This is a genomic window from Vandammella animalimorsus (assembly GCF_002285265.1).
In the GTDB taxonomy this organism is placed as follows: Bacteria; Pseudomonadota; Gammaproteobacteria; order Burkholderiales; family Burkholderiaceae_C; genus Lampropedia.
Genome location: NZ_NSJB01000001.1, coordinates 1,005,861 through 1,019,634, shown reverse-complemented (window position 1 = coordinate 1,019,634; position 13,774 = coordinate 1,005,861). Strand labels below are relative to the sequence as shown.

The window sequence follows — 13,774 nt, the reverse complement described above, 5'->3', positions numbered from 1 at the left end:
ACGCTCAACGCCGAACGCTCAACCCTCTTTCAGTCCTTCTTGACTTCCTTGACCTCGGCGTCAACGACATCGTCGTCCTGCGCCTTGGCGCCTGCACCGGCTGCGGCCGCATCGGCTGTGGCGCCTGCGCCTGCGCCGGCGGTGGCCTGGGCATCGGCGTAGATCTTCTCGCCCAGCTTCTGGCTGGCTGTCATCAGCGCGGCCGATTGGCTGGCGATGGCGTCCTTGTCGTCGCCCTTGAGGGCCGCTTCCAGATCGGCGGCGGCTTTCTCGATGGCCTCCTTGTCGGCGGCGTCGAGTTTGTCGCCATGCTCGGCCAGGGACTTGCGCACGCCATGCAGCGCGGCTTCGCCCTCATTTTTGGCCTGCACCAGTTCGAGCTTTTTCTTGTCCTCGGCGGCGTTGAGCTCGGCGTCTTTGACCATTTGCTGGATTTCGTCCTCGCTCAGGCCGGAGTTGGCCTTGATGGTGATCTTGTTTTCCTTGCCCGTGCCCTTGTCCTTGGCCGAGACGTGCAGGATGCCGTTGGCGTCGATGTCGAAGCTCACCTCGATTTGTGGCGTGCCGCGTGGCGCGGGGGCAATGCCCTCCAGGTTGAACTCGCCCAGCAGCTTGTTGCCTGCGGCCATCTCGCGCTCGCCCTGGTAGACCTTGATGGTCACGGCCGGCTGGTTGTCGTCGGCGGTGGAGAAGGTCTGCGCGTGCTTGGTCGGGATGGTGGTGTTCTTGGTGATCATCTTGGTCATCACGCCGCCCAGGGTTTCAATGCCCAGCGACAGTGGGGTGACGTCCAGCAGCAGCACGTCGGAGCGGTCGCCCGAGAGCACCTGGCCCTGGATGGCGGCGCCCACGGCCACGGCTTCGTCGGGGTTGACGTCGCGGCGCGGCTCCTTGCCGAAGAACTCCTTGACCTTCTCCTGCACCTTGGGCATGCGGGTTTGGCCGCCCACCAGGATCACGTCGTCGATGTCCGAGACCTTCACGCCCGCATCCTTGATGGCCACGCGGCAAGGCTCGATGGAGCGCTCGATCAGATCGTCCACCAGCGACTCCAGCTTGGCGCGCGTGAGCTTGATGTTCAGGTGCTTGGGGCCAGAGGCATCGGCGGTGATGTAGGGCAGGTTGATGTCGGTCTGCGTGCTGTTGGACAGCTCGATCTTGGCCTTCTCGGCCGCTTCCTTCAGGCGTTGCAGGGCCAGCACGTCCTTGGAGAGGTCGACGCCTTGCTCTTTTTTGAACTCATCGATGATGTAGTTGATGATGCGCTGGTCGAAGTCCTCGCCGCCCAGGAAGGTGTCGCCGTTGGTGGAGAGCACTTCGAACTGCTTTTCGCCATCGACGTCGGCAATCTCGATGATGGACACGTCGAACGTGCCGCCGCCCAGGTCATAGACGGCGATCTTGCGGTCGCCCTTGCCGGCCTTGTCCAGGCCGAAGGCCAGGGCCGCAGCGGTGGGCTCGTTGATGATGCGCTTGACCTCCAGCCCGGCGATGCGACCGGCATCCTTGGTGGCCTGGCGCTGGGCGTCGTTGAAGTAGGCCGGCACGGTGATGACGGCTTCGGTCACGGGCTCGCCAAGAAAGTCCTCGGCGGTTTTCTTCATCTTGCGCAGGATTTCGGCGCTGACCTGCTGGGGCGCGAGCTTTTCGCCACGGGCTTCGACCCAGGCGTCGCCGTTGTCGGCCTTGATGATCTTGTAGGGCATCTTGTCGATGTCCTTTTGCACCTCGGCGTCGCCAAAGCGGCGGCCGATCAGGCGCTTGACGGCGTAGATGGTGTTGGCCGCGTTGGTCACGGCCTGGCGCTTGGCCGATGCGCCCACGAGGATTTCGCCATCTTGCTGGTAGGCGACGATGGAGGGCGTGGTGCGCGCGCCTTCGCTGTTCTCGATCACGCGGGTGCTGTTGCCTTCCATCACGGACACGCAGCTGTTGGTCGTGCCCAGGTCGATGCCGATGATTTTTGCCATGTGTTTGGACTCCTGTTGGATTGATTTTTCCGCGATCCGCAAAGGATTGCATTGAGCGCTATCTAGGGCCGGCCGCCCTGGCTTCAAGGGCCGGGCCGGAGAAAAATGTGCCTGGGGTGGCCTGGCCTGGACGGCGGCAGGCCTCTTAGAAAAGGTGCTTAGGCAGCCACGGTGACCAGAGCCGGGCGCAGGATGCGCTCGCCAATGGCATAGCCTTTTTGCAGCAGGCTGACGATGGTGCCACTGTCCTGCTCGGCCGGCACGGCGCTGATGGCCTGGTGCAGGTTGGGGTCGAACTTGCTGCCCAGCTCTGGCGCGATGGGGCTGAGCTTGTGGCGCTCGAACACCGACAGCAGCTGCTGCTGCGTGGCGCGCGTGCCTTCGAGCAATTGTTCGGCACTGGCCGCTTCAATGGCCAGTGCAGCGTCCAGGCTGTCGGCCACGGCCAGCAAGTCCTGCGCAAACGATTCAATGCCGAACTTGCGCGCCTTGGCCACGTCGTCCTCGGCGCGGCGGCGGGCGTTGTCGGCATCGGCCTTGGCGCGCAGGTACTGGTCGGCGAGCTCGGCGTTCTTGCTTTGCAGCGCCTGCAGTTGCTGGGCGTTGGATTTGAGCTGCTCGATCTCGGCGTACAGGCCGGCCAGCTCCTCGTTGACGTCGGCGGGCTCGCCCATGTCGCCGTGGCTGGCGCTGGCTGCGCCCTTGGGCAGATCGGCCTCGGGCTGCTCTGCATGGGACGGGGAAAGGGGCGAATGGGGATCGTGTGGCATGGACATGGCAGACAAGAGAAAAACAGCGCGCCGCATGCGGCGCGACCAAGTCAAGAAAAATGGCTTGCAATGCACCACTGCCCTAGGGGCTGCATGCAGCAAGTTGGCAAATGATTTGCGCAGTCCCCATGCGTTTGGGGGCATGGGGCCGGTTTTTCAAGGGCCGGGCGGCAAAAGTGCCGCGCCTGGCGTGGCAGCGCGGCGCGGCTTGGGCTCGTCTGCGTCGGCGCGGCCGCTTACAGCCAGCCCAGCAGTGGCCAGTAGCTCAGCGCCATGAGCAGCATCAGCAGGTAGCCGACGATGGTCAGCACGATGCCGACCTGGGCGAACTCCTTGGCAGTGAAGGTCTCCGTGCCCAGGCAGACCATGTTCTGCGGCGCGTTGATGGGCAGGATGAAGCCGTAGCTGATGACAAAGCCCAGCAGCATCGACAGGCCCAGTTGCACCTGCGGCGTGAGGGCGGCGTTGTCCTGGCCGATGGTGTGGAACATGACGATCATGATCGGCATGAACAACGAGGCCATGGCCGTGGCGCTGGCAAAGCCCAGGTGGATGAGGATCAGAAACGCCGCCAGGATGGCAAAGATCATGAACGGCGAGAGGCTTTGCAGCCCGGCGGCGCGCACCACCCAGTCGCCCAGCCAGCGGCCCGCGCCGGTGTTGAGCAGCGCCGTGCCCAGGCTGATGCCCACGCCGAACACCAAGATCGTGCCCCAGGGGGCGCGCTTTTGCACCTCCTTCCAGTGGATCACGCCGATGCCCGGCAGCAGCAGCAGCGTCAGGCCCACGGCGGTGACGGTGGTGGTGTCGATGCGGTGCAGCAGCCCGCCTCCGGTGGCCCAGAAGAACAGCAGCGCCAGCATGGTCAGCAGCAGGCGCAGCTGGTTGCCAGGCATGGGGCCCAGGGCCTGCAGCTCGTGGGCGATGGCCTGCTTGCCGCCGGGGATCTCATCGGCCTCGGGCGGCATGAACTTGAGCACGGTGAAGTACAGCACCACCGACATGGCGATCGACCAGGGCCCGCCGGCAATCAGCCAGTCGAACCACGAGACCTGCTGGCCGATGTGCGTTTGCATGAAGCCGATGGTCAGCAGGTTTTGCGCCGCCGCTGTCTGGATGGCCACGTTCCAGACGCTGGTGGCCTGCGCCACCATGATGAAGATGCCCACGGCAATGCGCGAGCGCTTGTCCACCCCATAGGCGGCCACGATGCCGCTCATGATGGGCACGATGCAGGCCACGCGCGCCGTGGCGCTGGGCACGAGCAGGCTCAGCACGATGGTCACCGCGATCACGCCCAGCAAGATGCGCCGCGTGCTGGTGCCCACGATGTTGAGGATGAGCAAGGCAATGCGCCGGTCCAGCCCGGTGTGGCTCATGGCCGCGGCCAGAAAGGTGGCGCCGGCCACCAACGCCCAGGCCGGGCTGGCAAAACCGGCCAGCGCCATGCCCATGGCCTTGCTGGTGGTGATCAGCTGGGCCGGATCCTGCGCGATGAAGGCCTTGGCCGCATCGAGCTTGACCTGTGGCGAGAAGCCCACCAGCAGCGCAATCAGCGCCACGATGCCGATGCAGCTGACTTCGTAGCTCACGCTTTCGCTGACCCAGACCACCACGGCAAACAGCAACACGGCCAGCATGCGGTGCCCGGCAGTGGACAGCCCCTCGGGCGTGGGCAGGGCCAACACCAGCAGCAGCGCCGCCAGCGCGGCCAACAGGCCGATGGGGATGGGGGATTTGCTGCCAGGCGGCGTAGGGGCAGGGGCCTGGGCGGCATGGGCTGTGGTCATGAATCCTCCTTGTCTGTGCCGGTGGCGCACGCTGCTGCCGGCTGCGCTGGCGGCGCTGTGGTTGTGGGTATGTGCACAACACACTCTAAGTGCCGGGCGTGGCCAGGGGCAGGGTTGTTGAGCGGGCTGCGCAGTTTCTGCGCGCGGCCATGCTCGTCAGGCAGGCAAAAAATGCGCGGCCGCTGTGTGTTCAGCGGCCGCGCGGGCGGGTTCATGGCGTCAGGCCCAAAGTGTGATGCAAGTCACAGCCCGAGCTTGTCGGCCACATAGTCGGCATCCTTGTCGCCGCGCCCGGAGAGGTTGACCAGGATGTGCCGATCGGCAGGCAGCGTGGCCGCACTGCGCATGGCCCAGGCCACTGCGTGCGCGCTTTCCAGCGCCGGGATGATGCCCTCGACCCGCGACAGGGTCATGAAGGCCTGCAGCGCTTCCTCATCGCTGGCGGTCTGGTACTGCACCCGGCCAATGTCCTTGAGGTAGCTGTGCTGCGGGCCAACGCCCGGATAGTCCAGCCCGGATGCGATGGAATGCACGGCCGCTGGCACGCCCTCGGCCTCTTCCAGCACATAGCAGGCCATGCCGTGGATTTGCCCCGGATGGCCGCGCGTGAGCGTGGCCGAGTGGCGGCCGGGTTTGTCCAGCCCCTCGCCAGCGGGCTCGACGCCCACCAGCTGCACATCGGCATCGTCCAAAAAGGCGGTGAACATGCCGATGGCGTTGGAGCCGCCGCCCACGCAGGCGGTGACAAAGTCGGGCAGGCGGCCATGTTTGGCCAGGAACTGCGCACGCGCCTCGCGGCCGATGATGGCCTGGAAATCGCGCACCATCTTCGGGAACGGATGCGGCCCGACCACCGAGCCGATGGCGTACAGGTAGTCCTGCGGGTTCTTCAGGTATTCCTCGAAGGCGCTGTCCACGGCCTCCTTCAGGGTGGCTGCGCCACGTGTCACCGGCACCAGCTTGCAGCCGAGGATGCGCATCTTGGTGACATTGGGGTGCTCTTTTTCCACATCCACCTGCCCCATGTGGATCTCGCAGGGGATGCCGACCATGGCGCAGGCAGTGGCCAGCGCCACGCCATGCTGGCCCGCGCCGGTTTCGGCAATCACCTTTTTCTTGCCCATGAAGCGCGCCAGCAGCGCCTCGCCCAGGCAGTGATTGATCTTGTGCGCGCCGGTGTGGTTGAGGTCTTCGCGCTTCAAGTGGATTTGCGCGCCGCCCAGCTGCGCCGACAGGCGCTTGGCGTGGAAGATCGGGCTGGGGCGGCCCACGTAATCGGCAAACAGCTCGGCGAGCTCCTGCTGGAAATCCTCGCGCTGGCGGATGTCTTCATAGGCCCGGTCGATTTCGTCCATGGCCTGCTTGAGCGCCGGCGGGATGAACTGGCCGCCATAGGGGCCGAAGAAGCCCTGGGCATCGGGCATGGGGGCGAAGGTCGGGGTGGGCGAATTCATGGCTGCCTTTTCTCAGTCAATGCGTGCGGATGGCGCAGGGCCATCAGAACATCACGCCGGCACGCGCGCGCTGGGCCGTGCCTGCGTGATGTGGTGCTGGGGCGGGTTACTCGAAGATGTCCTTGTGCCACTCGTGCAGCGAGGTCTCGAGCAGATCCAGCGCCTGTTCGGGCGTCAGGGGCGCGCCCTGGGCATCCGTGCCGCCGATGTCGACGATTTCATCGTTTTGCGCCATGCCGCTGACGCTGCGCTGCGTGCCGGGCTCGCGCGCGAAGAAGGGCCCTTCGAGCAGGCCATCGCGCCAGCTGAACAGCGAGCGCTCGGAGCCATCGTTGTTGTAGTACACATCGCGCCCGTGCAATTGGCCGCCGCGGTAGCCGGTGCGCCCGCGCACTTCGCCGCTGGGGCGGTAGTAGACGATCTCGCCATCCTGGGCGATGACTTCCCACTCCTGCAAATTGGCGTTGGCCTCGACGGCAAAAGCGTCCGTCTGCGCGGCGCCGTTGGACTGGTACTTGTCCTGAATCAGGTGCTGGCCGGCGTTGTTCTTGCCCAGGTAGACGCGGTAGAAGCCGCGCTCCTGCGGCGCTTGCATCAGCTGGCCTTCCTGGGGCGTGTCGGCCGCGCCGAAGTAGGCAATGATGGCCTGGCCCTTGGCGTCCAGCGCCAGCACCGGCACCGGCGAGGCCAGCGCCTGGGTCTTGGCCTCCAGCTCTTGCGCGCTGGAGGTGGCCGGGTTGCTCTGGCAGGCCACCAGCAGCGGCAGGGCGGCAGCCAGCGCGGCGGCCAGGGCGGCGCGCGGTTTCATGGCATACAGGCTTTTTTTCATGGTCGTTTCTCCCAAAACAGTCAATGGTTCATTGGCCGGCGCTGCGCCTGCAGGGCCGTTCTTTTCGGCAAGCGCTATTCTGCACCGCCTTGGGCGCCTGGCTGGGCAGGCAGGGCGGCCAGCACCTTGCCCGGGTTCATGAGCGCCTGCGGATCGAGCGCCTGCTTGATGGCCCGCATGAGCTGCAGCGCCACGGGGGATTTGTATTGGGGCAGCGTATCGCGCTTGAGGGCGCCGATGCCGTGCTCGGCCGAGATGGAGCCGCCAAAGCGCCGCACCAGCGCGTACACCGTCTCGGAAATCGCCTGGCCGTGGCGGGCGTTGAACTGCGCCGGCGTCTGGCCCTGCGGGTGCTGCACGTTGTAGTGCAGATTGCCATCGCCCAGGTGGCCGTAGGTGAGGATGCGCACGTCGGGCCAGGCCTGCAGCAGCGCGGCATTGGCCTGCTGCACGAACTGCGGGATGGCGGAGATGGCGATCGACACGTCGTGCTTGAGGTTCTGCCCCTCCTGGGCCTGCGCCAGGGTGATGCCCTCGCGCACGTGCCACAGCGCCTGGGCCTGCTGGACGCTGGCGGCGACGATGGCGTCGCTGATCAGGCCCTGCTGCAGCGCCGCTTCCAGCAGGCGCTCCAAACGCTCGCGGGCGTGCTGCTCGGACTGGCTGTCCGAGAGCTCCAGCAGCACGCACCAAGGCTGGCTTTGCCACATCGGCGGGCGCAGCTGCGGCAGGTGCTTGGCCACCAGGCTCAGCGCAAGCTGGTTCATGACCTCAAAGCCGCTCAGGCCCGCATCGAGCTGCTGGCGCGCCAGTTGCAGCAAGGCGCTGGCCTGCTGCAGATCGGGCAGCGCCACCCAGGCCGTCAGCTGCGCCACCGGCTGCGGGTACAGGCGCAGCGTGGCGGCGGTGATCACGCCCAACGTGCCTTCGCTGCCGATGAACAAATCGCGCAGGTCGTAGCCGGTGTTGTCCTTGCGCAGGCCCGACAGCCCCTCCCAGATCTGGCCCTGGGCGGTGACGACTTCCAGCCCCAGGCACAGCTCGCGCGCATTGCCGTAGCGCACCACTTGCGTGCCGCCGGCGTTGGTGGCCAGGTTGCCGCCGATGGTGCAGCTGCCCTCCGAGCCCAGGCTGAGCGGGAACAGCAGGCCGGCCTGGGCGGCAGCCTGTTGCACCTGCTGCAGCGTGCAGCCGGCCTCGACCGTCATGGTCATGTTGTGCGCATCGATGGCGCGCACCGCCTGCATGCGTTGCAGGCTCAACACCACTTGCGTGCCCGAGGCATCGGGCACGCCGCCGGCCACCAGCCCGGTGTTGCCGCCCTGGGGCACCACCGCCACCCGCGCCTGGGCGCAGGCAGCCAGCACGGCGGCCGCCTCGGCCGTGCTGGCCGGGCGCACCACGGCCAGGGCCTTGCCATGCACGCGCTGCTGCCAGTCGCGCTCGTAGCGCTCCAGCCCCGCGCCGGTGAGCACGTGGGCGTCGCCCACAGTCTGGCGCAACAGATGGAGCAGGGATTCGGTGGTCATGGCGCGCGTGTCCTTTCTGTGCGGTAAAGCGAGGTGGAGTCTCTCAACACGTTGTTGCCCGCAGAGCCCAGCCGGGTAGCAGGTGGCAAGTGCTCTGTGGCCCTGTGGCCCTGTGGCCGAGTGAGGGCGATGGAAGTTGTCATGATGCATCCGGGGCGCCAGCTCAGCCGCACGATGCAGCTGAGCTGGGATACCGATATGCATAAGCGATACGCATCAGCCCATTCGCGCAGCAGTGTCTGGATGAAGCGCTTGGCCTTGCCATGGGTGCGCGGCGTACAGGGTTTGCTGCGAAGGTGCTTGATCTTCAGCCGCTGCCGCAGCCTGACAAAGCGCCGTGATCGGCAGGCGACTCCATTGTCGGTCATCATCCGCTCGATCTTCACGCCATGGGCTGCGGCAGTAACGGCACACGGGCGGTGCTTCTTGCAAGGGCGGCGAGCGGGCCAAGCCTGCGGCTTGGCAGGCGCGTGCCACGGTGCTTTGGGATAAGCCCAAGCGCTCGGCAATCCGTGCGCAGGTCAGCCCTCGTGTGCGCCGCAGGGCCGCAGCGCGTTCGATCTTGCCCGCATCAGTGCGCCTAGTCCGTAGAGGCAGGGCCGCGGCGGCCCAGCATGCGGCGCGCCGTGTCGTCGCGCCAGATGAAATGGTGCACCAGCACCATGGCGATGTGCCCGGCAATCACGGCCAGCAGCAGCCAGCCCAGCAGCCCATGCCAGCTGGCGCCCAGGCTGTCGCGCGGGGCGTTGATGGCCTGCACCAGGGCCTGATTGGGCGTTGAGGCACCAAAGATTGGCCACTGCCCGAACAGCGCAAAGGCCCGGCCCGAGGCATACAGGCGCAGCAGCGCCAGCGTGGGCACCAGCAGCATGAGCAGGTACAGCAGCCCATGCCCGGCGCGCGCGCACTGGGCGATGAGGCCTGGGCCGTAGGCCGGGCGCCGCGGCCATTGCGCCAGCGCCCAGAGGGCGCGCAGCACGGCCAGCAGCCACAGCACCATGCCCACGTGGTTGTGCGTGCCCACCAGCCAGGAGTCGCGCGGGCTTAGATCAAAAGCCAGCTTGAGCGCCATGCCGACGAACTGCCAGGCCAGCAGCAGCGCCATGGCCCAGTGCAGCAGCCGGCTGATGCGGCCAAAGCGCAGCGGGTTGTCGCGCCAGGGCAGGGCGGCCGGGGCGGCGCTCAAGTGGCTGCGGCGAAGGTTCGGTGCAGGCATGGCGTTGCCTGGGCGGTCAAGCCTTCAGGGCGTAGCCCAGCGCGATGCCGATCAGCAGCGTCAGGCCCAGCCAGTGGTTTTGCGTGAAGGCGCGAAAGCAGTCCTCGCGGCGGCGCAGGCGGATCAGCCAGCCATGCCAGAGCACCTGCGCAGCCGCCAGCGCCAAAGCCAAGTGCCAGGGCCAGCCCAGCGCCTGCGGGCGCAGCACCCAGGCCCAGCAGGCCAGAAACAGGCCATAGCACAGCAAGATGGCGGCCACGTCCCAGCGGCCCAGGGTGATGGCCGAGGTCTTCATGCCCAGGCGCAGGTCGTCGTCGCGATCGACCATGGCGTACTCGGTGTCGTAGGCGATGACCCAGCACAAATTGCCCAGCAGCAGCCACCAGGCCGCAGCCGGGATGCGCGCCTGCACGGCAGCGAACGCCATGGGGATGCCGAAGCTGAAGGCCACGCCGAGCACGGCCTGCGGCATGGAGAAAAAGCGCTTGGTGTAGGGGTAGAAGACGGTGATGGCCACGGCAAAGACCGAGCAGGCAATCGTCAGCGCATTGGTGCTGAGCACCAGCGCGAAGGCCAGCAGAGTCAGCACCAGCGCCACGGCCAGCGCTTCGCGCACGCTGGTGCGCCCGGTGGTGATGGGGCGCTGCGAGGTGCGCTTGACGTGGCGGTCGAATTTCCGGTCGGCAATGTCGTTGACGCAGCAGCCGGCGCTGCGCATCAGGATGGTGCCCAGCGTGAACACCAGCAGCAAATGCCAGCCGGGAAAGCCTTGCGCGGCAATCCACAGCGCGCTGAGCGTGGGCCACAGCAACAGCAGCCAGCCCGCCGGGCGGTTCCAGCGGATCAGGTCCAGGTAGTTGCGCAGCCGCTGCGCCAGGTCGATCGGCGCGGCGGGAGGGCGGGGCTCGGCGTGCATGGCAGGGGCTGGGCCTTAGCGGAACACCACCGTCTTGTGGCCGTTGAGCAGGATGCGGTGCTCGCTGTGCCATTTCACGGCGCGCGCCAGCACCTGGCTTTCGGTGTCGCGCCCGCGGGCGGTCAGGTCCTCGACCGTGTCGGTGTGCGAGGCGCGCGCCACGTCCTGCTCGATGATGGGGCCTTCGTCCAGGTCGGCGGTGACGTAGTGCGCCGTGGCGCCGATGAGTTTGACGCCCCGGTCGTGCGCCTGGTAGTAGGGCTTGGCGCCCTTGAAGCTGGGCAGGAAGCTGTGGTGGATGTTGATGGCGCGGCCAGCGAGTTTCTGGCTCAGATCGTCCGAGAGGATTTGCATGTAGCGCGCCAGCACCACCAGCTCGGCCTGTTCGCTTTGGATGACCTCGTACTGCCGGGCCTCGGCCTGGGCCTTGTTGTCCTTGGTGACCGGGATGTGGTGAAAGGGCACGTTGTAGCTGGCCGCGAGCTGGTAGAAGTCGCGGTGGTTGCTGATGATGGCGCGGATGTCGATGGGCAGCAGCCCGCTTTTCCAGCGAAACAGCAAATCGTTGAGGCAATGCCCCTCGCGGCTGACGAACACCACCGTGGGCACGGGCTGGGCCGCATCGTGCAGGCTCCAGCGCATTTGCAGCGGCTGGGCAAAGCTTTGCAAGGCCTCCTGCAATTGCGCCAGACTGCGTTGCTGCACGGAAAACTGCAGCCGCATGAAGAACAGGCCGGTGGAGTGGTCGTTGAACTGCGCAGCTTCCTCGATGTTGCCGCCTTGCTCGAGCAAAAAGCCGGAGACGGCATGCACCAGCCCTTTCTGGTCAGGGCAGGAGAGGGTCAGGATGAAAGTAGGGCAAGCGTGACTCATAAGGGGCGTGATTGTCGCACCGAATGCGCGCCGCCCAAGGCCAGGCCCCCCTGCTTACTGGCTGCGTTGGTAAGCCGTTTGCCCCAGGTTCAGCCAGCGGCGCTGGGCGTCGGTGAAATAGCCGATCAGCTGCTGCGTGTGGCCATCGTCGCCGCGCAGCTCCAGCACGTGCGGGCCCAGCAGCCGCCAGCTGCCCTGGCGCTGGCGGCTGTGGCTGCGCGAGGTGCTGGCGCGCGGAGTGGTGATGGCGTCGCCCATCTGGGTGTGGCCGCTGAAGCCGCGATCGGCCTCGAAGCGGCCATTGGCCAGCAGGCGCAGGCGGTTGTGCGTCACGGCGCTGGTAGTGCCAAAAGAGGCGCCGCGGTCGGCGTTGAAGCTGCCTACCAGCGCCTGGACGCTCAGGCCGTGCACGGCATCGCCCGGCAGGGCCTGCCAGCCGCCGCCCTGGCCCTGCTGCTGGTAGCCGCTGCCGGCCTTGCGCCATTGGCCCTGGGCCTGGCCATTGGTGTAGAGGCGGCCATTGTTCAGCAGCACGTGCGTGGTTTCGATCACCTCCAGGCCATAAACCCCGTAGCTGGTTTCGCTGTGGTTGAGCACGGCGTGGATGTCGCCCGGCGCAAAGGGCAGCTGGGCGCTGGCGGCCTGGCGGCTCTGGTTGGCCTGCGGCGGCTGGGCTGGGCGCTGCTGGTCCATCTGGCTATTGCCATTGCGGCGACCGGCTGCGGTGGCTGTAGGGGCTTGGGCCGCGATGCGGATGGCTGGCGCTTCCCGCAGCGCCGAGGCGATGATTTGCGCGCCGCCGGTGGCGTATTGCTCCAGCAGGGAGGGCTGGCCCAGCATGACGGAAATGCGCGCCTGATCTGGCGCATGCACGAAGGCATGGTAGAAGGCGCTGAGCGTCTGGCCTTGCACTTGCACCTGGTGCTGCACGCGCCACAGCGGCGCCTGAAAGCCGGGGCTGCCGCGCGAGAGCAGCTTTCCGTAGCTGCCCGAGAGCTTGTCGGCCATCTGCTGGGCCCACTCCTGCAGCGGCATGCCATGCATCGGCAGCGGCGCCGAGAGCAGCATGACGAAGCGGCCCTGGCCCGCCTGGCCCAGGCCGGGCGGCACGAAGGCCGTCATGTTCTGCTGGGCTTGCACGCTCCAGCCCGCAGGGGCGTTCAGGGCTTGTGCCGGTGGGGCCGCAACTGTCAGCCAAAGCGCCAGCAGGCCCTGGCAGGCCAGACGCAGGCCAGCCCGGGTGTGGCGCTGTGGGGTTGGCCGTGCAGGGAAGGGCATGCGTGCAGGTTCAGTGCACCAATACTGGGTGCTGGGCCAGGCCGGTGTAGCTGTCCAGCGTGTCCTCCACTTCTTCCTGCGTGGGGGTGTTGCGCTGCCATTCCTGGATCTGGGCGTGGAACAGCTCGGCCCAGCTGCCGTCCAGATAGACCTCGCGGCCGGAGCGCTTGTCCACGATTTCAAAGCCGTGGCGCACCAACTGCACGCCGGCGCCGGGGCGCTGCCCATCGTGCGGCGGCGGGGCGATGTCCTGCTGCATGTGCACGACCGAAAAGGCTTCGGAGTCATAAAGAGTGTTCATGGAATCCTCCAATGCGATGGGAGCATGACTCATGGATAGGGTCCGGGGCTGGGCTTTCAAGAGGTGTGGGCAGGGTTGAGGTTGTATGGGGTCAGTATGCACGAAAACCGCCGCCTGCCAGGCCTTGCGCAGGGTGCCGCAATCGGGGTTTGCCCGTGGGCGCAGCCGGCGTGTCGTGGTTTGGGAGCAGCGCTCAAATGAAGCGCGCCAGCAGCTTGCGAGAGGCCTTGGGCAGGGCCTCGACGTCGTCGATCTGGTATTGCAGGCTGTGCTTGTCGGTGATGCGCAGGCATTGGCCTTGGGCGTCGAGCTTGCGGATGTCGTCCTCGCTTTGCAGCAGCAGCGCGGTGGGGCCGCGGTCGGTGTGCACCTGCCACAGCGAGGGGGTGGAGAAGCTGCTGACGGCCTCGATGGCGGTGATCCTGGGGATGAACTCGCGCCCGGCCAGGGCGGTGGCGATGGCCTGCTGGCAAGGCTGGGGCAGGGCGTCGAGCCGCTCGATGTAGGCGCGCTCCTTGCCTTGCTGATCGACCAGCGAGAGGCATTGGCGCGGCGCGCTCAGGGCAAAGGCGGGCACGGGCTGCACGGCGATGGGCTGCTGCAGTGGCGGCTGCGCGGCGGCTGCAGGCGCTGGCGCTTCGGCGCCATCGTGGGCGACGTGAGCGGCCAGAGCGGCCTGGGCAGCCTGGGCGGGCAGGTGCAGGATCAGTTGGCCGTGCTGATCCAGCTGGAGCTGCTCGGCTGGCGTGTCGGCGCCGAGCACCAGCACGTGCGCGGGCAGGTAGCGCAGGTGCGAGGCGCTGGGCTTGGCAGGGGGCTGGGAGGTCATGGCGTGTCCTTGCGATGGG

General features: G+C 67.0%; 12 protein-coding genes and 1 pseudogene. All 13 read right to left on the bottom strand.

Annotated features, from left to right (window positions below; translation table 11 throughout):
- Positions 1–29 precede the first annotated feature (29 nt).
- The 13 genes and pseudogenes from dnaK to CK625_RS04235 all read right to left on the bottom strand — a co-directional run bounded on the left by dnaK (position 30) and on the right by CK625_RS04235 (position 13,755).
- Positions 30–2,006 carry a molecular chaperone DnaK gene (gene dnaK / locus CK625_RS04295; RefSeq protein WP_275250407.1) on the bottom strand — a complete coding sequence of 659 codons (1,977 nt, stop codon included), beginning with the start codon at positions 2,004–2,006 and terminating at the stop codon, positions 30–32.
- A gap of 122 nt (positions 2,007–2,128) precedes the next feature.
- The gene (gene grpE, locus CK625_RS04290; RefSeq protein ID WP_095539101.1) at positions 2,129–2,644 is read right to left on the bottom strand and encodes a nucleotide exchange factor GrpE; all 516 of its coding nucleotides are present in this window, start codon (positions 2,642–2,644) and stop codon (positions 2,129–2,131) included.
- Positions 2,645–2,976: 332 nt separating this feature from the next.
- Positions 2,977–4,530, bottom strand: coding sequence for a DASS family sodium-coupled anion symporter (locus CK625_RS04285; protein ID WP_095538953.1), 1,554 nt, complete (start codon positions 4,528–4,530; stop codon positions 2,977–2,979).
- A gap of 242 nt (positions 4,531–4,772) precedes the next feature.
- Positions 4,773–5,984, bottom strand: coding sequence for a tryptophan synthase subunit beta (trpB, locus tag CK625_RS04280; protein WP_095538952.1), 1,212 nt, complete (start codon positions 5,982–5,984; stop codon positions 4,773–4,775).
- 106 nt (positions 5,985–6,090) lie between these two features.
- The gene (locus tag CK625_RS04275) at positions 6,091–6,813 is read right to left on the bottom strand and encodes a toxin-antitoxin system YwqK family antitoxin (protein WP_095538951.1); all 723 of its coding nucleotides are present in this window, start codon (positions 6,811–6,813) and stop codon (positions 6,091–6,093) included.
- Positions 6,814–6,887: 74 nt separating this feature from the next.
- Positions 6,888–8,342, bottom strand: a complete 1,455-nt coding sequence (locus CK625_RS04270) for an FAD-binding oxidoreductase (RefSeq protein ID WP_095538950.1) — start codon at positions 8,340–8,342, stop codon at positions 6,888–6,890.
- A pseudogene (locus CK625_RS14065) lies at positions 8,339–8,924 on the bottom strand (integrase core domain-containing protein); the annotation flags it as partial. The gene CK625_RS04270 and the pseudogene CK625_RS14065, both read right to left, overlap by 4 nt.
- A complete protein-coding gene (locus CK625_RS04260) occupies positions 8,923–9,558 on the bottom strand; it encodes a cytochrome b (protein WP_095538948.1) in 636 nt (211 codons plus the stop codon). The gene CK625_RS04260 and the pseudogene CK625_RS14065, both read right to left, overlap by 2 nt.
- Before the next feature lie 16 nt (positions 9,559–9,574).
- Positions 9,575–10,474 (bottom strand): 4-hydroxybenzoate octaprenyltransferase, encoded by a 900-nt coding sequence (gene ubiA / locus CK625_RS04255; RefSeq protein WP_095538947.1) that lies wholly within the window; start codon positions 10,472–10,474, stop codon positions 9,575–9,577.
- Positions 10,475–10,489: 15 nt separating this feature from the next.
- A complete protein-coding gene (purU, locus tag CK625_RS04250) occupies positions 10,490–11,347 on the bottom strand; it encodes a formyltetrahydrofolate deformylase (protein ID WP_095538946.1) in 858 nt (285 codons plus the stop codon).
- 54 nt (positions 11,348–11,401) lie between these two features.
- Positions 11,402–12,625: a hypothetical protein gene (locus CK625_RS04245; RefSeq protein ID WP_095538945.1), complete on the bottom strand. Its 1,224-nt coding sequence runs from the start codon at positions 12,623–12,625 to the stop codon at positions 11,402–11,404.
- A gap of 10 nt (positions 12,626–12,635) precedes the next feature.
- The gene (locus CK625_RS04240; protein ID WP_095538944.1) at positions 12,636–12,926 is read right to left on the bottom strand and encodes a BTH_I0359 family protein; all 291 of its coding nucleotides are present in this window, start codon (positions 12,924–12,926) and stop codon (positions 12,636–12,638) included.
- A 193-nt stretch (positions 12,927–13,119) separates the two neighbouring features.
- Positions 13,120–13,755, bottom strand: coding sequence for a DUF1854 domain-containing protein (locus CK625_RS04235; protein ID WP_095538943.1), 636 nt, complete (start codon positions 13,753–13,755; stop codon positions 13,120–13,122).
- Positions 13,756–13,774: the final 19 nt, after the last annotated feature.